The organism is Leucobacter manosquensis, from assembly GCF_018304845.1.
In the GTDB taxonomy this organism is placed as follows: domain Bacteria; phylum Actinomycetota; class Actinomycetes; order Actinomycetales; family Microbacteriaceae; genus Leucobacter; species Leucobacter alluvii.
On the sequence record NZ_JAFEVO010000001.1, the window covers coordinates 2,382,488 to 2,406,962 of the forward strand.

The 24,475-nt window shown below is 69.0% G+C and carries 20 protein-coding genes; 7 read left to right on the forward strand and 13 right to left on the reverse strand.

The annotated features are described in order from the left end of the window. The first annotated feature begins 15 nt into the window (after positions 1-15). A complete protein-coding gene (gene pdxR / locus JSQ98_RS11125) occupies positions 16-1,515 on the forward strand; it encodes a MocR-like pyridoxine biosynthesis transcription factor PdxR (RefSeq protein ID WP_211649721.1) in 1,500 nt (499 codons plus the stop codon). On the opposite strand, the gene JSQ98_RS11130 is transcribed toward pdxR, so the two are convergent. From JSQ98_RS11130 to paaA, 7 genes are all read right to left on the reverse strand, one after another. Further along, positions 1,488-1,862, reverse strand: a complete 375-nt coding sequence (locus tag JSQ98_RS11130; protein ID WP_211650516.1) for a PaaI family thioesterase — start codon at positions 1,860-1,862, stop codon at positions 1,488-1,490. The two genes, pdxR and JSQ98_RS11130, sit on opposite strands and share 28 nt — an antisense overlap. Positions 1,863-1,939: 77 nt before the next feature. After that, complete coding sequence (locus JSQ98_RS11135; protein ID WP_211649723.1) at positions 1,940-2,731, reverse strand: enoyl-CoA hydratase/isomerase family protein; 792 nt, start codon at positions 2,729-2,731, stop codon at positions 1,940-1,942. 16 nt (positions 2,732-2,747) lie between these two features. After that, positions 2,748-3,851, reverse strand: coding sequence for a 1,2-phenylacetyl-CoA epoxidase subunit PaaE (paaE, locus tag JSQ98_RS11140; RefSeq protein WP_211649724.1), 1,104 nt, complete (start codon positions 3,849-3,851; stop codon positions 2,748-2,750). Positions 3,852-3,858: 7 nt separating this feature from the next. Continuing rightward, on the reverse strand, positions 3,859-4,368 hold the full coding sequence (gene paaD, locus JSQ98_RS11145) for a 1,2-phenylacetyl-CoA epoxidase subunit PaaD (RefSeq protein WP_211649726.1): 510 nt from the start codon (positions 4,366-4,368) through the stop codon (positions 3,859-3,861). After that, a complete protein-coding gene (paaC, locus tag JSQ98_RS11150) occupies positions 4,362-5,201 on the reverse strand; it encodes a 1,2-phenylacetyl-CoA epoxidase subunit PaaC (RefSeq protein WP_211649728.1) in 840 nt (279 codons plus the stop codon). The genes paaD and paaC overlap by 7 nt, the downstream gene beginning before the upstream one ends. Beyond that, complete coding sequence (gene paaB / locus JSQ98_RS11155) at positions 5,198-5,503, reverse strand: 1,2-phenylacetyl-CoA epoxidase subunit PaaB (RefSeq protein ID WP_090145939.1); 306 nt, start codon at positions 5,501-5,503, stop codon at positions 5,198-5,200. Before paaB ends, paaC begins: the two co-directional genes overlap by 4 nt. A 79-nt stretch (positions 5,504-5,582) precedes the next feature. After that, the gene (gene paaA / locus JSQ98_RS11160; protein WP_211649730.1) at positions 5,583-6,548 is read right to left on the reverse strand and encodes a 1,2-phenylacetyl-CoA epoxidase subunit PaaA; all 966 of its coding nucleotides are present in this window, start codon (positions 6,546-6,548) and stop codon (positions 5,583-5,585) included. 171 nt (positions 6,549-6,719) lie between these two features. On the opposite strand from paaA, the gene paaI reads away from it, so the two are divergent. The 3 genes from paaI to JSQ98_RS11175 all read left to right on the forward strand — a co-directional run bounded on the left by paaI (position 6,720) and on the right by JSQ98_RS11175 (position 9,297). Then, the gene (gene paaI, locus JSQ98_RS11165; protein ID WP_090145943.1) at positions 6,720-7,187 is read left to right on the forward strand and encodes a hydroxyphenylacetyl-CoA thioesterase PaaI; all 468 of its coding nucleotides are present in this window, start codon (positions 6,720-6,722) and stop codon (positions 7,185-7,187) included. Between the two features lie 26 nt (positions 7,188-7,213). Continuing rightward, on the forward strand, positions 7,214-8,566 hold the full coding sequence (gene paaK / locus JSQ98_RS11170; RefSeq protein ID WP_211649732.1) for a phenylacetate--CoA ligase PaaK: 1,353 nt from the start codon (positions 7,214-7,216) through the stop codon (positions 8,564-8,566). 74 nt (positions 8,567-8,640) lie between these two features. Next, on the forward strand, positions 8,641-9,297 hold the full coding sequence (locus JSQ98_RS11175; RefSeq protein ID WP_211649735.1) for a TetR/AcrR family transcriptional regulator: 657 nt from the start codon (positions 8,641-8,643) through the stop codon (positions 9,295-9,297). Between the two features lie 15 nt (positions 9,298-9,312). Here JSQ98_RS11175 and paaZ read toward each other — a convergent pair whose 3' ends face one another. The 4 genes from paaZ to JSQ98_RS11195 are packed head-to-tail and all read right to left on the reverse strand — an operon-like array spanning position 9,313 to position 14,223. Then, on the reverse strand, positions 9,313-11,352 hold the full coding sequence (gene paaZ, locus JSQ98_RS11180; protein WP_211649737.1) for a phenylacetic acid degradation bifunctional protein PaaZ: 2,040 nt from the start codon (positions 11,350-11,352) through the stop codon (positions 9,313-9,315). 47 nt (positions 11,353-11,399) lie between these two features. Further along, entirely contained in the window at positions 11,400-12,278 is an 879-nt protein-coding gene (locus tag JSQ98_RS11185; RefSeq protein ID WP_211649739.1) for a 3-hydroxyacyl-CoA dehydrogenase family protein, read from the reverse strand. Then, complete coding sequence (locus JSQ98_RS11190; protein WP_090145952.1) at positions 12,275-13,021, reverse strand: enoyl-CoA hydratase/isomerase family protein; 747 nt, start codon at positions 13,019-13,021, stop codon at positions 12,275-12,277. Before JSQ98_RS11190 ends, JSQ98_RS11185 begins: the two co-directional genes overlap by 4 nt. Further along, positions 13,018-14,223, reverse strand: a complete 1,206-nt coding sequence (locus tag JSQ98_RS11195; protein ID WP_211649741.1) for a thiolase family protein — start codon at positions 14,221-14,223, stop codon at positions 13,018-13,020. The genes JSQ98_RS11190 and JSQ98_RS11195 overlap by 4 nt, the downstream gene beginning before the upstream one ends. A gap of 277 nt (positions 14,224-14,500) precedes the next feature. On the opposite strand from JSQ98_RS11195, the gene JSQ98_RS11200 reads away from it, so the two are divergent. Continuing rightward, a complete protein-coding gene (locus tag JSQ98_RS11200) occupies positions 14,501-15,373 on the forward strand; it encodes a DMT family transporter (protein WP_211649743.1) in 873 nt (290 codons plus the stop codon). On the opposite strand, the gene JSQ98_RS11205 is transcribed toward JSQ98_RS11200, so the two are convergent. Continuing rightward, positions 15,370-17,217, reverse strand: coding sequence for a sigma-70 family RNA polymerase sigma factor (locus tag JSQ98_RS11205; RefSeq protein ID WP_211649745.1), 1,848 nt, complete (start codon positions 17,215-17,217; stop codon positions 15,370-15,372). The genes JSQ98_RS11200 and JSQ98_RS11205 overlap by 4 nt on opposite strands. A 306-nt stretch (positions 17,218-17,523) precedes the next feature. On the opposite strand from JSQ98_RS11205, the gene JSQ98_RS11210 reads away from it, so the two are divergent. Continuing rightward, positions 17,524-21,708 carry a DUF5979 domain-containing protein gene (locus tag JSQ98_RS11210; RefSeq protein WP_211649747.1) on the forward strand — a complete coding sequence of 1,395 codons (4,185 nt, stop codon included), beginning with the start codon at positions 17,524-17,526 and terminating at the stop codon, positions 21,706-21,708. Positions 21,709-21,770: 62 nt separating this feature from the next. Here the strand turns inward: JSQ98_RS11210 and JSQ98_RS11215 are convergent, their stop codons facing one another. Further along, entirely contained in the window at positions 21,771-22,655 is an 885-nt protein-coding gene (locus JSQ98_RS11215) for an alpha/beta fold hydrolase (RefSeq protein ID WP_211649749.1), read from the reverse strand. A gap of 96 nt (positions 22,656-22,751) precedes the next feature. Between JSQ98_RS11215 and JSQ98_RS11220 the strand changes: the two genes are divergently transcribed. Then, positions 22,752-24,083 (forward strand): MFS transporter, encoded by a 1,332-nt coding sequence (locus JSQ98_RS11220; RefSeq protein WP_090145966.1) that lies wholly within the window; start codon positions 22,752-22,754, stop codon positions 24,081-24,083. Positions 24,084-24,475: the final 392 nt, after the last annotated feature.

Sequence of the window (24,475 nt, forward strand, 5' to 3'; positions counted from 1 at the left end):
ACCAGAAAGGCAGTGATGCGGCATCGGATCCCGGTAGACCTCGTTCTCGACACGGGGGTGCCGCCCGGGGCGACCGCGAGGGAGCACCTGGTGACCCAGCTGCGCGACGTCGTGCTCGCCGGGCAGATCGCGGCAGGCGCCCAGCTCCCGTCCTCGCGATCGCTCGCGGCTGCGACCGGATACTCCCGGGGCACCGTCATCGCCGCGTTCGAGGAGCTCATCGGCGAGGGGTACTTCCAATCCATACCGGGATCGGGCACCTTCGTCGCTGCGGACCTGAGCACGGGCTCCGTGCGCCGGGCGGCGCCGGAACGGGCGCGAGCGGATCGCAGACTCGCCGCGCCTTCCACGTCGAGCGGTGCGACCTCCCCTCACACGCAGAACCTCTCGCCGGGAAGCCCATCGACGCGCTTCAGCAGCACTCGGGAGTGGCAGACCGCCTGGCGCCGGGCACTCCGGCGCGAGCTCCCCTCGGTGCCGCCGCCGCCCGCGGGTGACGAGCGCCTGCGAGAACTCATCGCCGATCACCTCCTGCAGGCCCGCGGGGTGCAGTGCGGGCGAGACGACGTGCTGCTCACCGCCGGCACGAATGACGGGATCGGGCTGCTGATGCACGGGCTCAGCGCTGAGGGCCCCGTCGGCGCGCGGATCGCGACCGAGGAACCCGGGTATCCGGCATCGCGCCGGGTGATCCGGAGACTCGGCGGGCAGTCGATCGCCATTCCGGTGCGCGATGGCGGGATGGACGTCGAGGAGCTGCGCTCGCGGGGCGGGCGGTTCGCGGGGGCGCTGCTCACTCCGAGCCATCAGTACCCGCTCGGCGGGCGCATGCCGGTCGCCGCCCGGCTCGCCGTTCTCGACTGGGCGCGCGACCATGACGCCCTGGTGATCGAGGACGACTACGACAGCGAGTTCCGGCACGGCGCCCCGGCGCTGCCGGCGATCGCATCGCTCGACGACGAGCGTCGCGTCGCGCTGGTCGGCAGCTACTCGAAGACGCTCTCGCCCTGGCTGCGGTGCGGCTACGTCGTCGTGACGAATCCGGAGATCCGCGAGCGAGCGATCGCGGCGCGCGCCGACCTCGGGCTTCCGCTCTCGGGAACGGTGCAGCATGCGCTCGCGGAGTTCTTGGAGAGCGGCGGCCTCCGCAGGCATCTCGCCCGGGTCGGACGCGAATACGCGCATCGGCGCACGCTCGTCATCGCCGCGTTCGACGGGGTGCCTGGGGTCGCCGTGCACGCGGTCGAAGCGGGACTGCACGCGACGCTGACATGGGAGCCCGGCCCGTCAGCCACTGCGGCGGCGCGCGGTCTCGCGGCACGAGGGGTGACCGTGGCGCCGCTGCACACCTACTACGACGCTCCAGCGAACGCGCCCCATGGCCTCGTGCTCGGCTACGGAGCGTCGACCGATGTGCAGCTGCACGATGCCCTGCGACACATCACCGACGTGCTCGTCGGGCCGGGGAGCGCGACCACGGCCGACGATCAGGGCTGCAGGTCCGTGCGGGCGTGATCCGGCATCGGCTTGATGAGGTTGCTCATGCGCATCGTGCAGCAGCGGCGGCCGGTCTCGTCGGTGACGACGATCTCGTGCACGGCGAGACTGCCGCCCAGGTGCACCGGCGTGCAGACGGCGGTCACGAAGCCTTCGGTCGCCGACCGGGTATGGGTCGCATTGATGTCGACGCCCACCGCGAGGCGGCCGGGGCCGGCATGCAGATTGGCGGCGAGCGATCCGAGCGTCTCGCCGAGCACCACGTAGGCGCCGCCGTGCAAGAACCCGACGGTCTGGCGGTTGCCCCGCACCGGCATGCGGCCGACCGTGCGCTCGACGGCGAACTCGAGGAACTCGATCCCCATCGCCTCGGCGAGTTCGCCGGCCCCGTTCGCGGCCACCCAGTTCTCGTCGGCGGCCGGGGCGCCTCGATCGGCGCCGCTCACGCGTGGGTTCCTCGCCGCGAGCCGCCCGTGAACTGCGGCCGTCGCTTCTGCTGGAACGCCGCGAAGCCCTCGCGGTAATCGTCGGTGTCGCAGAGGGCGGCCTGCACGCGGTTCTCGTGCGACATCGACCCCCAGAGGCCGAGCCGTTCATCGCGCAGCTCGGCGACGAGCGCTTTCGACGCGAGATACGCCTCGGTGGCGCCGCGGGCCGCGCTCGCCGCCGCAGCCCGGGTCGACTGGAGCACCTCGGAGTCGGGCAGGGACTGCGAGAAGAGGCCGGCTGCCACCGCCTCGACGCCTGACATGAGGCGTCCCGTGTAGATGAGATCGAGGGTGCGGTGCGCCCCGAGGCGTTCGAAGAAGAGCGCGTGCCCGCCCGAGTCGAGCGTTGCACCGAGGTTCGCGAAGGGGCTGCCGATCTTGGCGGTCTCGGCCACGTAGACCACGTCGCTCGCGATCAGCAGACCGAGCCCGACGCCGAGACACGCTCCGTGCGCGACGGCGAACGTGGGGGCGGGGAAGCGGCTCATGCGTTCGAGCAACGGCTGCACGAGACCGTCGAGATAGCCGAGCACATCGTCGGAGCGGGGGTCGACGCCGGAGATGTCGCGCCCTGCGCAGAAGGCGCGCCCCTCGCCGCGCAGCAGGAGTGCGCGCACCCGCTGCTGTTCGGCCTCGGCGTAGGCCTCGGAGAGCTGGTCGATGTCGTCGGGCCCGAGCGCGTTCAGCCGCTCGGGGGCGTCGAGCGTGATCTCGGCGATGTCGTCGGCGACGGTCAGGGTGATCATGCTGGCTCCAATCGGGTCACGCGTCGTAGTCGACGACCACGCGGTCTGATTGCGGGTGGGATTGGCAGGTGAGCACGTACCCGCGCTCGAGCTCTTCGGCCTCGAGCGCGTAGTTCTCGGTCATCGACACCGATCCGGTGACGACTCGCGCGCGGCAGGTGCCGCAGACGCCTCCGGCGCAGGCGAACGGCACGTCGCTGCGCACGCGCAGTGCCGCGTTCAGGATCGTCTCACGTGCCGCAACCGGGCTCTCGACCGACGCGGAGGTGCCGTCGAGGGTGAAGTCGATGGTGATCGTCTCTTCTCCGGTGCGCACCTCGACGGGTCTCGCCCGCGTCGGAGCGGGCTCGCCCGTAGAGAACAGCTCGAAGCGAACGTGCGATGCCTCGACGCCGTGCTCGGCGAGGAGGTCGCGGCACAGCTGCACGAGCTCGAAGGGGCCGCAGAGCACCCATTCGTCGGCCATGCCGACCGGGATCACGGTGTTCAGGATGGTGCGCAGTCGCTCCTCGTCGAGGCGGCCCGACATCACGGGGGCCGACCGCTGCTCGCGCGAGAGCACGTGGTGGATGGCGAAGCGCTGCGGAAAGCGGTCTTTCAGATCCGCGAGCTCCTCGACGAACATGACGTCGAGGGAGGAGCGGTTCGTGAAGAGCAGGTCGAACCTGCTGGTCTCGCTGTGGGTGAGCACGCGATGCGCCATCGTGATGATGGGCGTGATGCCGGAGCCTGCGGCCACGCCGACGACGTGCCGGCCGTCGAGCTCGTCGAGATTCGAGGTGAAGGCTCCCTGCGGGGTCATCACCTGCAGCGTGTCGCCGGCCCGCAGGGACTCGTTGGCCCAGCTGGAGAAGCGGCCTCCGAGGTCTCGTTTGATCGCGACCGAGATGCGCCCGGACGTCGGGGGCCTGCAGATCGAGTACGAGCGGCGAAGGTCCTCGCCGTCGATGGTGGTGCGGAGGGCGAGGTACTGCCCGGCGAGGTACGTGAACTCTGACGCGAGCTCGTCTGGCACCTCGAAGGTCACCTCGACGCTCGATTCGGTCAGCGGGCGCACTTCCGCGACTCGCAGCTCATGGAATGTCGCGCGCTGCTTCGCGCCGAGATTGATGGCGGCCATGGTGCTCCTAGTGAACCTTGAAGTAGTCGAACGGCTCGAGGCAGTCCTGGCACTCGTAGAGGGCCTTGCAGGAGGTGGAGCCGAAGCGGGCGATCTCGCGGGTGCGGGTCGAGTGGCAGCGCGGGCACTTCACGGCGAGTGCGACGGTGATCGGGCCACGGCGCCCAGCCGCGCGGAAGTCGGGGGGAGCGATGCCGTAGGCCTCGAGCTTGCTCTTGCCGGCGTCGCTCATCCAGTCGGTGGTCCAGGCCGGGCTGAGCGTCGTATCGACGCGCACCTGCGGGTAGCCGGCCTCGTGCAGTCGCGCGGCGACGTCGTCGCGCATCTGATCGATGGCTGGGCAGCCCGAATACGTCGGTGTCAGCACGACGCGCACTTCGGTGTTGGTGGCGACCACCGAGCGGAGCACTCCCAGGTCTTCGATGGTGAGCACGGGCACTTCGGGATCCGGCACCTGCGCAGCGATATCCCACGCCTGCGCCGCTGCTGGCTCTGCCGGGCGCAGCGGGGTCACCATGACGCTCCCGGGTGCCGCCGCGGCAGCCACTGCATCTCGGCGAGGATGTAGCCGAGGCGCGTGCTGTGCTGGCCGTCGCGCCCGCGCGCTCGGGCGGGCTGCACGTCGGGGAGCTCGAGTTCGGCCTCGGAGAGCACCGTGCGCACGGTGTCGTCGAAGCCCGCTCGGAGGTCGCTCGGTCGCGCGGCGATGCCTGAGAGGCGGTCGATGAGCGGATCGTCGGCGAAGAGCTCGTCGACGTACGGCCACAGATCGCGCAGCGACACCGTGATGCGCTCGCGCGACTCCTCGGTGCCCAGGGCGAGGCGGAGGATCCACTGAGCGGAATGGTCGAGGTGGTAGCGCACCTCCCGCTCGGCCTTTCCGGCGATCGCGCGGAGTGTCGCATCGGTGCTCGAGAGCAGCTGGCGATACAGCTCGGCTTGATAAGCGGAGAAGATGAACTGACGGGCGATCGTGTCGCCGTAGTGCCCGTTCGGCTGCTCGACGAGCCAGCAGTTGCGGAACTCGGGCTCGTCGCGCCAGAACGCGAGGTCGTCTTCGCTGCGACCCGTCGCGCTGCCTGCGTAGCGCAGCAGCGATCGCGCGTGGCCCAGCACGTCGAGCGCGATGTTGCTCAGGGCGAGGTCCTCCTCGAGCTCGGGCCCGCGCGACACCCACCACCCGAGTTGCTGGGAGAGGATCAGCGCGTCGTCTCCGAGACGCAGGGCGTACTCGGCGACGTCGGGTGTCGCTACCTCGCCGGAGCCGGTCAGCTCGTCGGCGAGTTCGAGGTCGTCGACGCTGACGTCACCGTGGAGGTCGGCGGCGGCCGCGGCGGGCTCGATGCTCACAGGTGCTTCACCCCTTCCGCACGCGAGTAGTAGACGGCGTGGCGGAAGTTCTTGCCCGCCGGTGACTCGAAGAACACGCCCTTCGAGTCGGGGTCGCTCGTAGTGATCGCGGCCGCAGGCACGACCCAGATCGAGACGCCCTCGTGGCGTCGTGTGTACAAGTCTCGTGCGTTGCGCAGAGCCATCGCCTCATCGGGTGCGTGCAGCGATCCGGCGTGCACGTGGCTCAAGCCGCGGTTGGCGCGGATGAACACCTCCCACAGGGGCCAGGACTCCGTGCCAGTCTCTCCGGGTGTCGACATCTGTGTCTCCTCGTAACGTGTGCGTACTGCCTACTGCGTACTGCCTACTGCGTACTGCGTACTGCGTGCTCGGCCGAGGTCAGGCCGCGAAACGGCGGCGATCCTGCATCTTCTGCGCGTAGGCGGCCGCGGCCTCGCGCACCCAGGCGCCATCGTCGTGCGCGTCACGGCGATGCCGCAGTCGCTCGGCGTTGGCCGGCCCGCGACCCGCGAGCACCTCTTCGAACTCGGCCCAGTCGATCTCGCCCATGATCCACTGGCCCGACTCCTCGTCGTAGCGCAGGTCCGGGTCGGGGCACCCGAGCCCGAGCGCCTCGAACTGCGGCACGCACATGCCGACGAAGCGCTGGCGCAGCTCGTCGTTCGAGAATCGCTTGATCTTCCACGCCATCGACTGCGCGGAGTTCGGCGACGCGTCGTCGCTGGGCCCGAACATCATGAGCGACGGCCAGTACCAGCGATCGACCGCATCCTGGGCCATCTGCTTCTGCTCGGGAGTGCCGTGCGACAGTTCGTAGAGGATCTCGAATCCTTGGCGCTGGTGGAACGACTCCTCTTTGCAGATGCGCACCATCGCACGGCCGTAGGGGCCGTACGACGCGCGGCAGAGCGGCACCTGGTTGCAGATCGCGGCGCCGTCGACGAGCCAGCCGATCGCCCCCATGTCGGCCCACGTCGGCGTGTGGTAGTTGAAGATCGACGAGTACCGGGCTCGGCCTTGGATGAGCGCGTCGGTCATCTCCTCTCGGGTGATGCCGAGCGTCTGCGCGGCCGAGTAGAGGTAGAGCCCGTGGCCCGCTTCGTCTTGCACTTTCGCGATGAGGATGGACTTGCGCTTCAGGCTCGGTGCGCGGGTGATCCAGTTCGCCTCCGGCTGCATGCCGATGATCTCGGAGTGCGCGTGCTGGGAGATCTGCCGGATCAGGGTGCGCCGATACTTCTCGGGCATCCAGTCGCGGGGCTCGATGCGCTGCTCGTCGGCGATCAGGGCGTCGAAGCGCTCCTGCTCAGCGGTCTCCGTGAGTTCTTCAGTCATCGTTGCCATCTGGTGCCTCCTTGCATCGGTGCAATGCGCTGCGACTCTCGCTCTGGGTGGAACAGTGGTGGTAGAGTTTCCAATGGAATTACTGACCGACCATTCAGTCAGTATACGCTTCCCTGCCCGTGACTGCAAAGGGGAGTGAGCCTTCCCGCAATCGACGCAACGGAGCGCCATATGAGTTCACCGACGAACGTTTCGCCGCACGGCGGCATCGAGGATCGCATCGCCTTCGACCCGAGCTGGTCCGCAACCGCCATGCTCCGCTCTGACACGGCCAAGACGGCATTCGGCATCCGACTCCAATCGCTCGAGCGCGGCAGAGCCGAGCTGTCGATGGCGGTGCGGGACGACATGGTCAACGGCTTCGGCATCACCCACGGCGGCATGGTCTTCACCCTCGCCGACACCGCCTTCGCCTACGCCTGCAACGAGGGCGAGAACGCCGTCGTCGCATCCGGCGTCGACATCACCTTCACCCGAGCCAGCCGAGCAGGCGACACGCTCACCGCAGTCGCCGAGCGGCGGTGGGTGTCGGGCCGCAACGGGCTCTACGACATCACCGTCCGCGACCAGCACGGCGACACGATCGCCGAATTCCGAGGCCGCTCGTTCGCCACCGACCGGCCGCTGCCCGCCTCCTGAGACTCCGAATACGAAAGAGCGCACCCATGATCACTGAGACTCACGCACCCGCGATCCCTGCCGCCCCTGCCACGCGCGCAGCCACTGAGGACGCCCCCATCGAGGCCGGCCTCCACCCGGCCGAGCGCCTCACCCGCGCCGAACTCGAGGCGCTGCAACTCGAGCGTCTGCAGTGGACGGTGCGCCACGCCTACGAAAACGTGCCGTTCTACCGCGAGAAGTTCGCCGCAGCCGGCGTGCATCCCGACGACATCCGCTCCCTCGCAGACATCGAACGGCTGCCGTTCACGACGAAGAGCGACCTGCGCGATCACTACCCGTTCGGGCTCTTCGCCGTTCCGATGGAGCAGGTGCGCCGCGTGCACGCATCGTCGGGCACGACCGGGCGGCTCACGGTCGTCGGATACACCGAGCGCGACCTCGACAACTGGGCGGACCTCATCGCGCGATCGCTGTACGCCGCAGGCGTGCGGCCCGGCTGGCGCGTGCACAACGCCTACGGCTACGGCCTCTTCACGGGCGGGCTCGGCGCCCACGCCGGCATCGAACGCCTCGGCTGCATGGTGATCCCCATGTCTGGCGGCCAGACCGAGAAGCAGGTGCAGCTGATTCGCGACTTCGAGCCCGACGCCATCATGTGCACGCCCAGCTATCTGCTGACGATCGCCGACGCGTTCGAGCGGGCCGGGCTCGACCCGCGCGGCACGAGCCTGAAAGTGGCGATCTGCGGAGCAGAGCCCTGGACCGAGGCGATGCGACGCGAACTCGAGGAACGCATGGACATCCGCGCCATCGACATCTACGGACTCTCCGAGATGATGGGTCCGGGCGTCGGCAGTGAGTGCGTGGAGACGCAAGACGGTCCCCACATCTGGGAAGATCACTTCCTGCCCGAGATCATCGACGATCAGCTGCAGCAGGTGAGCGACGGCGAGACCGGCGAGCTCGTCTTCACGACGCTGACGAAAGAAGCCTTCCCCATGATCCGCTACCGCACACGCGACCTCACCTCGCTGCACGCCGGCACCGGCCGCCCGGCCCACCGCCGCATCGCCAAGATCACGGGACGCAACGACGACATGATCATCCTGCGCGGCGTCAATCTCTTCCCCACCCAGATCGAGGAGATCGCGTGCGAGGTCGACGGGCTGACGAGCCACTTCGTGCTCGAACTGACGAAGCGGGGGGCGCTGGATCACCTCACGATCAAGATCGAGGCCGATCCAGATGCGCACCCCGACGGTGCAGACGCCGCGCTGCGACGGCTGCAGAAGTGCGTGAAGGATCGGATCGGAGCGACGATCGGCGTGGAACTGGCGCCGATCGGGTCGCTGCCGCGCTCGGAGGGAAAGCTCAAGCGCCTCTACGACCTGCGGTAGATTTGCGTGCAGCGCGGAAGACCGCGCTCACGCTTCTGGAGGTGCGGGTCACCGAGCCTGAGGGGAACAGATCCATGGAGAGCTCGGACGCAGCACCCCGCAGGGGCCGACCGGGATACGACCAGAGCAGCATGCTCGAAGTCATCGTGCAGGTCTTCACCGACCACGGGTACGACGCTTCGTCGCTCGGCATGATCTCGAACAGGCTGGGGCTCTCGAAGTCGGCGGTCTACCACCACTTCGCCTCGAAGGCCGAGATGCTCGAGATCGCGCTCGAACGCGCCCTCGGCGCGCTGGAGCGCGTCTTCGACGAGGCCGAGGGGCGCGACGCCGCCGAGGGCGGGGAACGCGAGGCGTCCGGTCGCGTCGATGCGGTGGGGCAGATCCGGGAGATCGTGCGCGCCGCCGTGCTCGTCGCCTGCGAGCAGCAGCCCTATCTGATTCTGCTGCTCCGCCTGCACGGCAACTCCGACGTCGAGCTTCGTGCGCTCGAGCGGCGCCGTGCGCTCACCGCGCGGCTGCGCGCCATCTTCGAGCGGGCGCGCAGCGAGGGCGCACTCCGCGACGACCTCGATCCAGGGCTCGCCGCCCGCTTCACGTTCGGCCTCGTGAACTCGCTCGTCGAGTGGTACCGGCCGGATGGCCCCGAGACCCCCGACGCGCTCGCCGACGCGGTGCTCGCCTACGTGCGCTCCGGGCTGCGGGTCAACGAGGTCGCCGACTTCAGATGACCCCGCCCGGGGCTGTCAGGCGGCCACCGCCTCGTGCGTCTTCGACACCAGCGTCAGCACGTCGTAGGTGGCGACGATCTCGCCCTCCTGGTTCGTGAGCACCGCGTCCCAGTGCACCTCGCCGTACTCGTCCGTCTCGCGCGGAATGATCTGCTTCGCCGTGAGCGCGACTCTGATGCGGTCGCCCGGCGATACGGGCGTGATGAAGCGGAGGCTCTCGAGGCCGTAGTTCGCGAGCACCGGCCCCGGCTCGGGTGAGACGAAGAGGCCTGCGGCGAATGACAGCAGGAGGTAGCCGTGCGCGACGCGGCCCGGGAAGAAGGGGTTCGCAGCCGCGGCCGCCTCGTCGGTGTGGGCGTAGAACGTGTCGCCGGTGAAGTCGGCGAAGTGCGCGATGTCGTCGAGGGTGATCTCGCGCTCCTCCGATACCACCCGATCGCCGACGCGCAGCTCCTGCAGCGATTTGCGGAAGGGGTGCGCCTCATCGCGCGTCGCGGCTCCTGCGTGCCACACTCCGGTGATCGCGGTGAGCATCTCCGGGCTGCCCTGGATCGCCGTGCGCTGCATGTAGTGGAACACGCTGCGCACGCCGCCGAGCTCTTCACCGCCGCCCGCACGGCCGGGGCCGCCGTGCACCAGGTTCGGCAGCGGCGAGCCGTGGCCGGTCGAGCTGCGCGCGTCGGTGCGGTCGAGCACGAGCATGCGTCCGTTCGCTGCAGCGCTCATGCGCGTGAGGCCGGCGACGAACTCGGGGTCGGCCGAGGCGACGCTCGTGACGAGCGAACCGCCGCCGCGCACGACGAGCGCGGCCGCCTCCTCCGGTGTCGCGTACCCGATCACCGAGGCCACAGGCCCGAACGCTTCGGTGTCGTGCACCCGGGGCGCCCAGGCGTCGTCGAAGCGGAGCAGGATGGGCTCCAGGAAGGCCGTCTCCTCGCCCGGATTCTGACCGTCTCCGAGCGCGATGCGACCACCGCCGTCGACGAGTGCCTGCACCTGCCGCAGCACCTCGTCGCGCTGCTCGATCGAGGCGAGCGCGCCCATGGTGGTCCCGTCCGCGCGCGGATCGCCGACGACGACCTTCGACGCGATCCGGTCCCGCACGGCGGTGATGAGCGGGTCGACCAGCGTGAGCGGCACGATGGCACGGCGAATGGCGGTGCACTTCTGCCCGGCCTTCGAGGTCATCTCCGTGACCAGCTGACGCACGTACGCGTCGAACTCCGGCGTCCCAGCCACCGCGTCCGGGCCGAGCACCGAAGCGTTGATCGAATCGGTCTCCGCGCTGAAGATCACCCCTCCGGCCTGCACTGCGTCATGGCGGCGCAAGCCGTCGGCCGTCGATGCCGAGCCGGTGAATGCGACGACGTCGCCGAGACGCGCATGGTCGAACACCTCGCGGATCGATCCTGTGACCAGCTGCAGGGATCCTGCGGGCAGCAGCCCGGATTCGACCATGATGCGCACGAGGTGCTCGGTGACGTATGCGCCCGGCGTCGCCGGCTTCACGATGGTGGGCATGCCGGCGAGGAAGGCGGGCGCGAGCTTCTCGAGTGCGCCCCACACCGGGAAGTTGAAGGCGTTGATCTGCACCGCGACGCCGGGGAGCGTGGTACGGATGTGCCGGCCGAGAAACGTGCCGTCCTTCGACAGGGGCTCGACGGGACCGTCCAGCTGCACGCGCGCGTTCGGCAGCTCGCGCCGCCCCTTGCCCGAATAGGTGAAGAGCACGCCGATGCCGCCGTCGATATCGACCCAGGAGTCGGCCTTCGTGGCGCCCGTTCGCGTCGAGAGCTCGTACAGTTCGGCCTTGCGCTCGGTCAGGGCCAGCGCGAGCTGCTTCAGGATCACCGCGCGCTGATGGAAGGTGAGTTCGCCCAGATGGCGCTGGCCGACCGTCCGTGCGAATTCCATCGTGCCCGCGAGGTCGAGACCTTCGCTCGACACGATCGCCACCGGTTCTCCCGTGGTCGCGTCGCGCACCTCCGCGCCTCTGGTGATATCGGCCGGGCTCCACCATGCGTCGTGGACGTAGCTCTGCAGCGTGCGGGTCATCGGTGACTCTCCTGTCGTGCTGGTGCTGGTGCTGGTGCTGGTGCTGGTCATGCTGGCCAGTCGTAGAAGCCGCGGCCGCTCTTGCGTCCGAGGCGCCCGTCCGCCACCAGGTCGCGCAGCAGTTGCGGCGGGGCGAACGTCGGGCCGAGATCGCGTTCGAGCTGCTCGGCGATGCCGAGTCGCACGTCGAGCCCCACGATGTCGGTGGTGCGCAGCGGACCGACGGGGTGCCGGTAGCCGAGCTCCATCGCCAGGTCGATATCGGCGGCCGAGGCGACGCCCTGCTCGACCATGCGGATCGCCTCGAGCGCGAGCGCCACACCGAGGCGGCTGGAGGCGAATCCGGGCGCGTCGTGCACGGTGATCGGTGTTTTGCCCAAGGCGCGCGCCCAGCCGGCCGCGATCGCGGGCAGCTCGGGCGCGGTACCGGCGCTCACCACGACCTCGATGAGCGATGAGGCCGGCACCGGATTGAAGAAGTGGAGGCCGACGAACCTGTCCGGGCGGTCGAGGGCCTCGGCCAGTCGGGCGAGCGGGATCGACGAGGTGTTCGACGCGATCACGGCATCGTGCGGGAGCTGCCGCTCGATCTCTGCGAGCGCCTCGGTCTTGAGCTCGAGCGATTCCGGCACCGCTTCGATCACGAGCGAGCAGGCGCCGAACGCGGTGATGTCGGTCGCGACCGTGAGCGCCTGCTTGAGCAGCGCAGCGTCGCCCTCGTGCCCGCGCGCGATCGATGCGTCGATGCTCCGCTCGATGCGCTCGCGCGCCGAGTCGGCTGCCGCGACGTGCTGCTCGACCACCACCACGTAGGCTCCCGCGAGCAGGAAGGCGTGCGCGATGCCGCCGCCCATGCGGCCGCCCCCGAGCACGCCGACGCGCGATGGAACGGTATCGATGCGCGGATTCTCGTTCGCTGCGTTCATCGCTGCTGCTTTCGCTCGAGGAAGGCGGTCATGCGCCGATGCTTCTCCGGGCTGTCGAAGAGGATCGCCTGTTCGGTGAGATCGACCTGCGGGTGGGCGGAGCGGGGCGCGCCGAGCACGCGCTTCGACGCCTGCACCGCAGCCGGGTCGAGTGCTGCCACGCGCTTCGCAATGGCGACCGCCGTCGCGAACGCCGCGTCGCCGTCGGCGTGCAGATGGGTGACGATTCCGGCGGCGAACGCTTCGTCGCCTGACAGGATGCGGCCGGTGAGCACCATCTCCGCGGCGATGCCCTCGCCGGCGATCTCCCGCAGCCGCCAGCTCGCTCCTGCCGCCGCGATGATACCGAGGCCGGGCTCCGGGTTGCCGATCGTGAGGGACTGCGTGCCGATGCGGATGTCGGCGCTGTACGCCAGCTCCGCGCCGCCGCCCAGCGTGTGCCCCTCGAGCACCGCGATCACCGGCATGGGGAGGGCGTGCACGCGCATGAACGCGCGGGTGTTGATGCCTGCGCGGGCGTCAGCGGCCGTCCGCTCCCGCAGCTGGGCGATGTCCGCGCCGGCCGCGAAGGCGCCGCCGGCGCCCCGCAGCACCAGCGTTCGAGGGTGCGCTTCGAGCGAGGCGCACAGCTCGTGCAGTGCGTCGATCACGGCCAGGTCGATCGCGTTCCGCTTCTCGGGCCGATCGAGCGTCGCCAGCACGAAGTCTCCGCGATCCTCGACGCGCAGGGCCGCGCCGGTCATGAGGCCACCCGCTCGATGATCGTCGCCGTTCCCTGGCCGACGCCGACGCACATCGTCGCGAGGCCGTAGCGCGAGCCCTCGCGCTCCATCCTGGCGAGGAGCGTCACGAGGAGGCGCGACCCGGAAGACCCGAGGGGGTGCCCCAGCGCGATGGCGCCGCCGTCGGCGTTGACGCGGGCGGGATCGAGACCGAGCCGTCGCATGCAGGCGAGCGACTGCGAGGCGAAGGCTTCGTTGAGTTCGATCGAGCCGATGTCGTCGATCGTGAGCCCAGCGCGGGCGAGTGCCTTCTCCGTCGCGGGAACCGGCCCGAGTCCCATGATCTCGGGGGCGAGGGCGACGGAGACGCTGGTCACGATGCGGGCCCGCGGCCTCAGACCGTGGCGCTCGACAGCCTCGGCGCTCGCCACGACGACCGCCGAGGCGCCGTCGTTCAACGAGGAGGCGTTGCCCGCCGTCACGACGGTGCCGCCGTCGACGACCGGGCGCAGGTCGGCGAGCACCTCGATCGATGTGCCCGGCCGCGGTCCTTCGTCCGTGTCGACGATCCGGGTCTCCCCGCGTCGTCCTGCGACCGCGACCGGCACGATCTCCTCGATGAAGCGGCCGCCTGCGATGGCTGCCAGGGCGCGGCGATGGCTTTCGGCGGCGAACGCGTCGGCGTCCTCCCGGCTCACGCCGTCGACCCGGGCGACCTCCTCAGCGGTCTCGGGCATCGAGTACGTCGCCTTGTCGCGGCGCTGCAGCTCGGGGTTCGTGAAGCGCCAGCCGATGGACGTGTCGAATTGGGCGCCGGGTTTCGCCCATGCCCGATCGGGCTTCTGCTGCACCCAGGGCGCACGGGTCATCGATTCGACGCCGCCGGCGACGATCAGGTCGGCGTCGCCTGCGCGAATCGCCTGCGATGCGTTCGCCACCGCGGTCATGCCCGACGCGCAGAGTCGATTCACCGTGTAGCCGGGCACGCTGTCGGGGAGACCAGCGAGCAGGACGGCCATGCGTGCGACATTGCGGTTGTCCTCCCCGGCCTGGTTCGCAGCCCCGAGGATCACCTCATCGATCTCAGAGCCGGGAATCGCGGCTCGTTCGGCCGCCGCGCGCACCACGATCGCGGCGAGATCGTCGGGGCGCATCGCAGCGAGAGCGCCCCCGTGCCGGCCGACCGGCGTGCGCACGCCGCCTACGAGAAATGCCTCTGGCATGGGCGGTGACCTCCGTGTCTGCCCGAGTCAGTCGAATTAGTGACTGACCGTTCGGTAATGAATACCAGAATAGGGGGCCGCGTCACCGCGCGCAAACACGCCCCCGATACCGCGTTCCGATACCGGTCGGTGCGAATCGCGCCTTTCCGGCCTTCTGCCCGAGCCGGAAATGTCTCTACGGTGAGCAGAGGCCGATGACGGGGAGCATCGGCTGATTCGATCACCCACGTTCACTCGAGAAGGCCACCATGACGCGCACCGCACCCGACGGCGATTCGTGAAGGCGGCCGACCGCGGAGCGCTCGTCTTGGTCGCACTGCTCTGGGGCGTCAACTTCGTCGCGGCGAAAGCCGCCCTCGCCTCCTTCACGCTGTGGGAGCTGCGCGTCATCACCTTCGGCGGCGCCGCCGTCGTCTTGGTCGCGATCGCCCTCTGCACCCGCACCAGACTGCGCATCGGCGATCCTCGCGACCTGGTCCGCCTGCTGATCGCAGGCGCGTTCGGGATCGGAGGGTTCGGCGTGTTCTCGGCGCTCGCGCTGCTCAACACCACCGCAGGGCGCGCCACGATCTGCGTCTACACCATGCCGATCTGGGTCGTGCTGCTCGCACGCTTCGTGCTTCGCGAACCGATCACCGCGAGACGGTCGGCCAGTCTCGCCCTCGGTGCTGCAGGGCTGGTGATCCTCGCGTGGCCGCTGCTCGGCACCGGCGACTGGCTCGGCGCGCTCTACGCGCTGGCCGCCGCGGTGAGCTGGGCCATCGGCACCGTGTACCTGAAGCGCATCGATGTGGACGCCCCTCCGATCGCGACGACCGCATGGCAGCTCGTCGCGGCTGCTGCGGTCTCACTCGTCGGCCTCGCCCTCGACCCGAGGACCGCTCCCTTCCTGTTGACCGGCAGCGCAGCCGCAGGGCTCGCCTACAACGCCCTGCTCGGCACCGTGATCGCGTACCTGATCTGGTTCGGGCTCCTCCAACGGATCTCGGCGGGTGCTGCGGGCCTTGGAAGCCTCCTCGTGCCGCTCTTCGGAGTCCTCGCCTCCGCGGTGCTCCTCGGGGAGATCCCCACGGCGCCCGACCTCGTCGGCCTCGGCCTGATCCTCGTCGCTGCGGCGATCCCGCTCATCGCACCCGCGAAGCGCAGCTAGCAGGTGGTGTCGGGCGTCACCGTCGTCCACGGTGAGTGCCTGCCGTCGAGCGAGAGCAGTCGCATCTCGATCATGACGTCAGTGATCGGAGCATCGTGCAGCCCGTCCCACTGCGAGAGCGGAGTGAGGGAGGGTGTCCACCACCACGGATTCGGGTCGGGATCGGTGCCCGTGAATACGTTCTCGAAGACGACGCCGGAAGGGTCCTGCACGCTGGGATACGCAATGAGGAGCACGGGAGCAGTCGTCGGCAGCTGCGTGATCCGCGCCTGCAGCGCGCCCGCCGTCGACGACGTTCCGGTCAGCACGAAACCCTGGTCCGGGTTCTCGGCGTAACAGGCGAAGCCGACGAGCAGCGTGGGATCGGCATCATCGACCGGCTCGCCGCCGGAATCGCCGCCCGCGTCTGCGTCCGCACCGCCGCTCGCGTCGGCGTCCGCGGTCGATGCGGCTGTGTGCGCTCCGGTGGCTCCCGCATCCGCGCCCCCGGCGGAACCGGATGCACCGGATCCGTCGCTCGACGCGGTTCCCGTTGAGTCGCCATCCACGCTGCCTGATCCATCGGCCGAGGCATCACCTGTCCCTCGCGAATCGCCCGACTCATCGCCGGCAGGGTCGGGACCCTCGGAGGGCCCCGGGCCGGGTGCGGGTTCGACGCCCAGAATCTCGACGAACGCTCGGCGATCATCGTCCGCTCCGGTGTGCTCGCGCTGATCGGATGACTCAGAGCCCCCATCCCCGGAGTCGGAGTCGGAATCCGAGTCGGAGTCGGACTCCGCTCCGCCGCCGAGCGGCGCATCTGCGGCGTCACTCGACGACCCGGGCGCTGCTGCCGTGATCCCGGAGCCGGTGGCGGCAACGGGCGCCGACGACGCGCTCAAGGCCAGTGCCGCGGTCACCACGGCGGCGATGCCGACGATGGTGGCGCCGGCGATCACCGCGGTTCTCGCGGGTGCGCTCGAGAGATGCTTCCGGATCGTGCCGCCGGTACTCGCGGCCGCCGGCGTGCTCCCGGTGAAACCGCCCAGCAGGGCGGTGGCCGAACCGCCGCCGACGAAGATGGTCGCCAGGATGAGGGCGAGCTTGCGGTTCAGGAGCGCGACCTCATCGGCGGCTGCGGCGCACGAGCGGCAGGTCTGCAGGTGCGCCTGCACCGCGCGCGAGCGCGCACTCGTCAACTTTCCGCGTTGATACCGCTGCAGATCCTGCAGCGTGGATTCGCACTCGGCGGAGGCGAGTTCGCGCTGCACGTGCGCTTCGACCCATGCGGATGCCAGAGCCTCGCGGGCCCGTGAGGCGAGGGCTGACACGGCGTTGGGCTTGATCCCGAGCAGCTGCGCCGCTTCTCGAGGGGGCAGACCCTCGACTTCGGTGTACCAGAGCACCGATTGCCAGCGCTCGCTGAGCGAGTTGAAGGCCTGCGCCGCGGCGTTGCGGTCGAACGCATGGTCCTCCCACGGATCTGCTTCGGGGATCTCGTGGGATTCGTGCAGTTCTGCAACGTGCGTCTCCGGGCTGCGGAGCTTGTCCGCGGCGACCGACTGCACGACCCGGTACAGGTACGGCCGAAAGGCGCCGTGCGGCCCCCTGCCCTTCTCGATGCTCTCGATGATCTTCAGGTAGGCGTCTGACACCACGTCTTCCGCGTCCAGCGATGGCGCGATGCTTCTGGCCGCAACGATCGCCGGCCGAACGTGCCGCTCCCACAGCACGGCGAGCGCCGCGGAATCTCCTGCCCGGTACGCGGAGAGGAGGTCCTCATCGGAGTCGTGCTGCTGGTCGGCCACGATCTCATCCCCCTTCGCGCTCCCGATGTTGCGATGCCGGAGAGCACCCCGATGCATTATGAGTCCTTTTCCCTCGGAATGCACGTCTTCCCCGGAATCCACGCCACGCCATCGCGGGATCTCCGGTACGCAGCTTGAGCGGGCGCCGGAGAGTTTTCTCGAGCATTTCGTGAAACGTGCGTCACGAAACGGGGCGTGCGCCGTGTTATCGGTGAGTCGGCTCCTGTGGACCGTTCCCCGACGTACCCCGGGAGCCGGCCGTTGCCTGCTCCGAGGCGCCCCAGACATTTACACGGGCGCCCCGGAATCGCCGCGTAGACGCGGTCCATCCATGCCACGAGCACGAGGAGAGTAAGCGCGCACATGCGTTCCCACAGCACACACGGACATCAGGTCCGCCCCTTCCGAATCGGAAGGATCATCTCAGCGCTGACCGCGGCGCTGCTCGCCGTCAGCGGTCTGCTGACGATTCCCGCGGCGGCGAACGCCGCTCCGAACCCCGAGATCGCCGTCACGAAAGTGGTGATCGGCGCGGGAAGCGGGCCCGACGGGCAGTTGGTCGTCGGCGACACGGTGTCGGTCACGGGCAGCTGGGATGCGGCCGCGGCGGACCCGCAGCCGGGAGACGTCTTCACGATCGGCCTTCCCAAAGAACTGCGGATCCCGGCCAACGTGCCGTTCTCGCTGAGCGGGCCGACGGAAACGGGAGAGGTCGTCGATTGGGCGACGTGTCTCGCGGACGCGTCGACCGGGATCGTCACGTGCACGCTCACCGAGGAAGTCGCGCTGTATCCCGAGCTCGTCAGCGGCGAGTTCGCATTCGACGTCACGGCAGTGGAGGCGACGGACGAGCAAGCCCTCGTCTTCGACCTCAACGGGCAGGACGTCCCCGTCGAGCTGCCCGGTGGCGGCGGAATCGATGACGGCATCGAGATTCCGGACACCTGGAGCAAGACGGGCGAGATGAACGCCAACAACTGGTCCATGAAATGGACGATCGACCTCCCGGGCTCGCGCATGCAGGCCCACGACGTCATCAACGTCGCCGACACGCTCGGAGCGGGGCACGCGCTGTGCACGCCGTCGAACATGAAGGTGGAGACGGTGCGAGGCAGCGCCGTCGCCGACGTGACGAGCGTCGCCGAGATCGTGCCGGGCGCGGATGCGCAGCACTTCACGATCAAGCTCACTGCTCCCGAAGGCGGCTTCGATCCCGACGTGACGTACCGCATCACCTACGACACCTGCACGCCCGACGGGCAGATCGACCCCGAGAGCACCGAGTACACGAACGAGGCCAGCATCGATGTGTGGGGCGAGTCCTCTGGCATCATCGGGCTGCATCCGCGACCGTGGCAGGGGTCGCTCACCAAGTCGGGCACGGTGCTCGGCGGTGGAGAGCGCAACGGAAAGATCGCTTGGACGGTGAGCGTGCCGGGCGACCAGCTGCTGGGCAAGGACGGCTTCGTGTTCAGCGAACAACTCGGAGCCGGGCACGAGGTGTGCAGCGACACGATCAGCGGGATCAGGATCACCGAGCGCTACGGCCCGAGCAATCAGCTCCAGCGCGACGTCACCGGAATGCTCGCCCCGACTGTGACGTCTTCCTCGGCGCAGGCATTCGCGATCGATTTCGACATCTCCGATCCGGCATTCTCCTTCAAGGCCTCGGACTACCGGTACGTCATCACCTACTCGACGTGCGTGAGTCAGGACGGGCTGCCGGCAGGCGGCACCGCGTACACCAACCAGGTAGAGGTCGACGGTCAGGTCGCCGGCACCGAGACCAAGGTTCCCGGACGCTCCGAGGGCAAGAACGGCGCCATCAACGGCAGGTCGGTCACGCTCGACGGCGTCGAGCACCTCCCGCAGACGACCATGAACTGGAACATCACCGTCCCGGGCGAGCGGCTCTCGGCGGTGGACAGCGACCTCGTCGTCACGGACACCCTCTCAGGTGCGCACGAAGTGTGCGTCGCCGGTGATCCCACGAGCGGATTGGCTTCGCAGCTCGGCCTGAAGGTCGAAGCTCGCGACCAGGTCGGAAACGGGGGGCTCGCGACTGTCGATCTCACCGACTCCGTGACCGCGTCGCACGAGGATGGGGTGATCACGCTCGCGATCCCGCGCCCGACGCTGGCGCAGCCCGGTGGGAGCCAGGCGACCGGGTTCAGCGCCGAGTACCAGTACGTGATCAGCTACACGTCGTGCACCTCGAGCGGTGGCATGGACGCGCCGGGCACCTCGTACGGCAACTCCGCCGAGGTCGCTGGGAAGACGTATGAGAAGTCGGTGACGCAGAGCAATCGCGGCAGCGGCACGGGTCAGGGCGTCTCACGCGGTTCGGTGGGGATCAGCAAGACCCTCGCCGACACTGCGGGAGCAGCATTCGTTCCCGAGGGCACGATGTTCACCGTGCACGTGCAGGAGATCGATCCGCAGGGCCAGATGCAGCTCGAGTACGACCTCCAGGTGCCGTTGAACGGCGATCGGATCAGCGGCCCGAACTCGCGCGGCCTCGGCTGGACGGTGGCGCTGTCAGAACCGACCTTCCCGGCGATCCCCGGCGTCGTGTTCGGTGATCCCGTATTCGCGGAGGGCGAAGCCGTCACCGTGGGTGACGGCGGGAAGACCGCCGTCGCAGCACTGACACCGGGCAGCAACGTCACCGTCGACCTCACCAATGAGGCGCAGCTCGGCGCGGTGTCGCTGGTGAAGCAGGTCGCAGGCGGGGCGGCCAGCCAGGTCGACACGGATCGCGCCTACGAAGTGACCGCGGCGATCGATACGACCGCGCTGGGCGAAGGGTTCCCGAAGCAGGCGGATCGCACGGTCACCGTGCGGGCCGGAGCACCCGTGCTCATCGATGATCTGCCGATCGGTGCGACGGTCGCGTTGAGCGAAGCGCGCCCGGTCGATACCGACCGGTTCACCTGGGGCGACCCGGTCTTCTCCCCGGAGAGCATCACGATCACCGGTGACCACGCAACGGCTCCAGCGGTCGTCACGCTGACGAACAGCGTCGAGCGGACCGTGGGAACGTTCTCGGTCGTGAAGAACGTGACCGGCGCCGAGGCTGATAATCCAGCCGTGCCCGATGCGGTGACAGTCACCGCGGTCTGGGAGCAGGAGGGCGTACCCGGCTCGAAGATCCTCACGGTGCCGACCGATGGCACGCCCGTCGAATTCGGCGAGCAGTTGCTGGTCGGCACGCAGGTCGAGTTGATGGAGACTCCGCTCGGAGATGCTTCTGGCATTGCGTGGGGGGCACCCGTCTGGTCCGGTGACGGCGTCGTCGTGACCGAAGAGTCGGCGACCGTGACGATCGGACGCGACGCGACTGCGCAGGTGTTCTTGGAGAACCACGCTGCGACGTCAGTCGCCGGCATCAGCGTGCTCAAGGGAATCGGAGGCGCGGCAGCGGGAGAGGTCGATCCCGAGACGCAGTTCCCGGTCACCGCGACGTGGACCGACGCAGACGGTGAACAGTCGAAGGAGCTCACGATCAACGCGGTCGAACCGACCCCGCTGGGAGTCGACCTTCCCGCTGGCACCGTCGTCACGATCACCGAGGGCGACCGCCCCGGCATCGACACCGTCATCTGGGACGCGATCGCCATCTCCGGCGACCGGGTGACGGACAACGGTGACGGCAGCGCCGAGATCGTGGTCTCGGATCAGCAGGGCGAGATGACCCTGGTCACCGTGGTGAACGAGGCGACGTGGGCACCGGGCACCTTCTCCGTGGCGAAGCATGTCGACGGCGTCGAGCTCGAAGCGGCGGGCGTCCCCGAGTCCGTCGCGGTCACCGCTTCGTGGTTCGAGGCCGGTGAGCCGCACTCGGCAGAGCTCGCGATCCCGACCGACGGCACTCCGGTGCAGTTCGACGGGAGCCTTCCGCACGGCACGGAGGTGACGCTCTCCGAGGCTGCCTCCGATGACACAGATGCGTTCAGCTGGAACGCTCCCGAATGGGAGATGGATGGACTCGTCGTGCACGACGACGGCACCGCCACCCTCACCATCGGGGCCGCGCAGACGCTGGCCGTCGACCTGATCAACACGGTGACGCCGAAGCTCGGAAGCCTCTCGGTGACCAAGTCGCTCACGGGCGACGGTGCATCGCAGGTGCCCGCGGACACCGTGTACCCGGTGAGCGCGAGCTGGACCGACCTGATGGGTGAACCCCAGCGCGTCGAGCTCGAGCTCGTCGCCGGCGAGCCGACGGTGCTCGACGGGCTGCCGCTCGGCACAGAGGTGACATTCACTGAAACGGCGGCGGATCTGCCCGCAGCCGTCAGCTGGGTCGGAGCCGACTGGTCGACCGAGTCGGCGGGTGCGTCGATCGACGGAGCGGGCGAGCGGATCGTGCTCACCGTCACGGGAGACGCGGGTGCTCAGGCGCTCGTCGATCTCGAGAACGAGATCGGGGTCGCCCCCGGGCTCGCGGTGACCGGCGGTGAGTTGCTCACCGGTGCTCTGCTCGCAGCCGGGCTCGTGGCCGGTGGGGTGCTGCTGCTCCTCGCACGGCGCCGTCGCGCGCTGTAAGAGACGCATCTGACAGGGGCGGCCCGGGCGAGAGCCCGGCCGCCCCTGATCCGTACCCGCCCTCAGCGATCGGGTGTTTCCGCGTTGGGGGTGGGGAAGAAGTCGATGAGCGCTTGGCTCAGGGGCGCAGGCGCTTCCTCGGCCACGTGATGACCCGAGTCGATGCCGTGCCCTCGTACATCGACCGCCCAGTCTCGCCAGATCGCGAGCGGGTCGCCGTAGAGCTGTTCGAGGTCGTCCTGCTCCGACCACAGCGCCAGTACCGGCATCGAGAGCCGACGGCGAGCAACGCGGTCGGCCTCCTCATGGGCGCGATCGATCGTGAGTCCGGCGCGATAGTCCTCGAGCATCGCCCGCACGACATCTGGGGTGCGGATCGCCGCCAACCATTCCGCATGGTTCTCAGCACCCATGCGCTCCGGGTCCGCGCCGTACCAGCTCTCGGGGTCGGCGTTGATGACGCGCTCGGGAGTCTCGGGCTGAACGTAGAAGAACCAGTGCCACCACAGCGCGGCGAACCGAGCATCTGCGCGAGCGAGGTGCTCGCTGATCGGAATGCAATCCAGCAGCGCCAGATGATCGACTCGTTCTCCGTGGTCGAGCGCGAGGCGGAGCGCGACGTAGCTGCCGCGGTCGTGTCCGACGAGGTGGAAACGATCGTGACCGAGGATCGTCATGAGCTGCGTCAGATCCCCGGCCATCGAGCGTTTCGAGTGAGCGCTGTGATCCTCGGTCGGATCCGGTCCCCGCGATCGGCCGTACCCCCTGAGATCCGGGCAGATCACCGAATACCCGGCGTCGACGAGCCTGGGGGCGACGCTGTGCCAGGTGGCCCCAGTGCGCGGATGCCCGTGGAGGAGCAGGACCGGCGGCCCGTCGCCGCCGTACCGCACGTGGATGGTCGCCTCGTCCGTCGCGATGTCTTCGACGGCGAAGTTCTCGAACATGCTCCCATCATGCATGCGATGGGTCGTATTCGTGTACGCTCTATTACTGGCCGAACGGTCGGTAACTTGGCCGTCCATACGAACAACGGAGTTCACATGACCATGACTGCTGCTGCCAAGCAGGCGGAACGGCGCAAGGTGCTCGCAGGCACCGTCGTCGGTACCACCATCGAGTGGTACGACTTCTTCATCTACGCGCAGGCGGCGGGCGCCGTCTTCGCGACGCTCTACTTCGCCCCCGCGGGTGAGACGGTCGGCCAGATCGTCGCCTGGGCGTCCCTCGGCATCTCCTTCCTGTTCCGCCCCCTCGGCGCCATCGTCGCCGGGCACCTCGGCGACCGGCTCGGGCGCAAGCGCATGCTCGTGCTCACGCTCATTCTGATGGGGCTCGCCACCGCCCTGATCGGCGTGCTGCCGACCTACGCCCAGATCGGCGTCGCGGCGCCGGTGCTGCTCGTGCTGCTCCGCGTGCTGCAGGGCTTCTCGGCCGGCGGCGAGTGGGGCGGGGCCGCCCTCATGTCGGTCGAGCACGCGCCCGAGAACAAGCGCGGCTTCTTCGGCGCGTACCCGCAGATCGGCGTGCCGCTCGGCATGATCCTCGCGACCGCGACCATGTGGGTCATCACCACGACGCTGACCGAGGAGCAGTTCCTGACCTGGGGCTGGCGCCTCCCGTTCCTCTTCTCCATCGTGCTGATCCTCGTCGGCTACTTCATCCGCCGCGCCGTCGAGGAGTCCCCGGTCTTCAAGGAGCTGCAGGAGCGCAAGGGCGAATCTGCCGCACCGCTGAAGACGCTCTTCTCGAAGCATGCGAAGGAGGTGGTGCTCGCCGCACTCATCTTCATCGCGAACAACGCGGCCGGCTACCTGCTCATCGCCTTCTTCTCGGCGTATGCGACGCGGCCGGAAGCCGAGGGCGGGCTCGGCCTCGAGCGGCCCCCGGTGCTGCTCGCCACCACACTGGCCTCCTTCGGGTGGCTCGCGTTCACCCTGTTCGGCGGCATCGTCTCCGACCGCATCGGGCGCGTGCGCACCTTCCAGATCGGGTACGTGCTGCTGGGTATCTGGGCCGTGCCGATGTGGTTCCTCATCGACACCGGCAACATCTTCATGTACTTCCTCGCCCTGTTCCTGATGACCGTCGGGCTCGGACTCTCCTACGGCCCGCAGGCCGCGCTCTACGCCGAGATGTTCCCCGCCGACGTGCGCTACTCCGGGGTCTCCATCGGGTACGCGATCGGCGCGATCTTCGGCGGTGCGTTCGCTCCGCTCATCGCCGATCTCGTGTTCGGCGCCACGGGAGCGTCGTGGACGATCGGCCTGTACATCCTCGGCGTGACGATCGTCTCACTCGTGGCCGTGTCGCTCGTGAAGGAGCCGAAGGGCGTCGCGCTGAACACGCGCTCGAACGAGGTCGTGACGGTCTAGCCGGCGACCGGCGCACCACGGCCCGGCGGGAAGCGATCCCGTCGGGCCACGATGCGGTCAGGGGCAGGTGTCCCCGTCCGAGCCGTGGCGTCGCGGCGCGCGTCGTTCCAAGAGCAGAACGTATCCTGTGAACACGACGAACACGTAGATCGCGCTCCCGAGAATCGCGGGCGTCAGGGCAAGACCGCGAGCTGTCGATGACACGAGCAGACCGAGCGGAGCCGCTCCGATGACGCCGCTACCCGACCCGACGAAGAGGGCGCGGGGAAAGCGGCGGTATCTTCGACGCGACCATCGGTCAGTGGAGTACGCCGCGACGCCCGTGAACAAGCCGAGAAAAGCGCTGGGAATGAAGATACAGGACGCACCACGCGAGGAAGGGCGAGCCGACG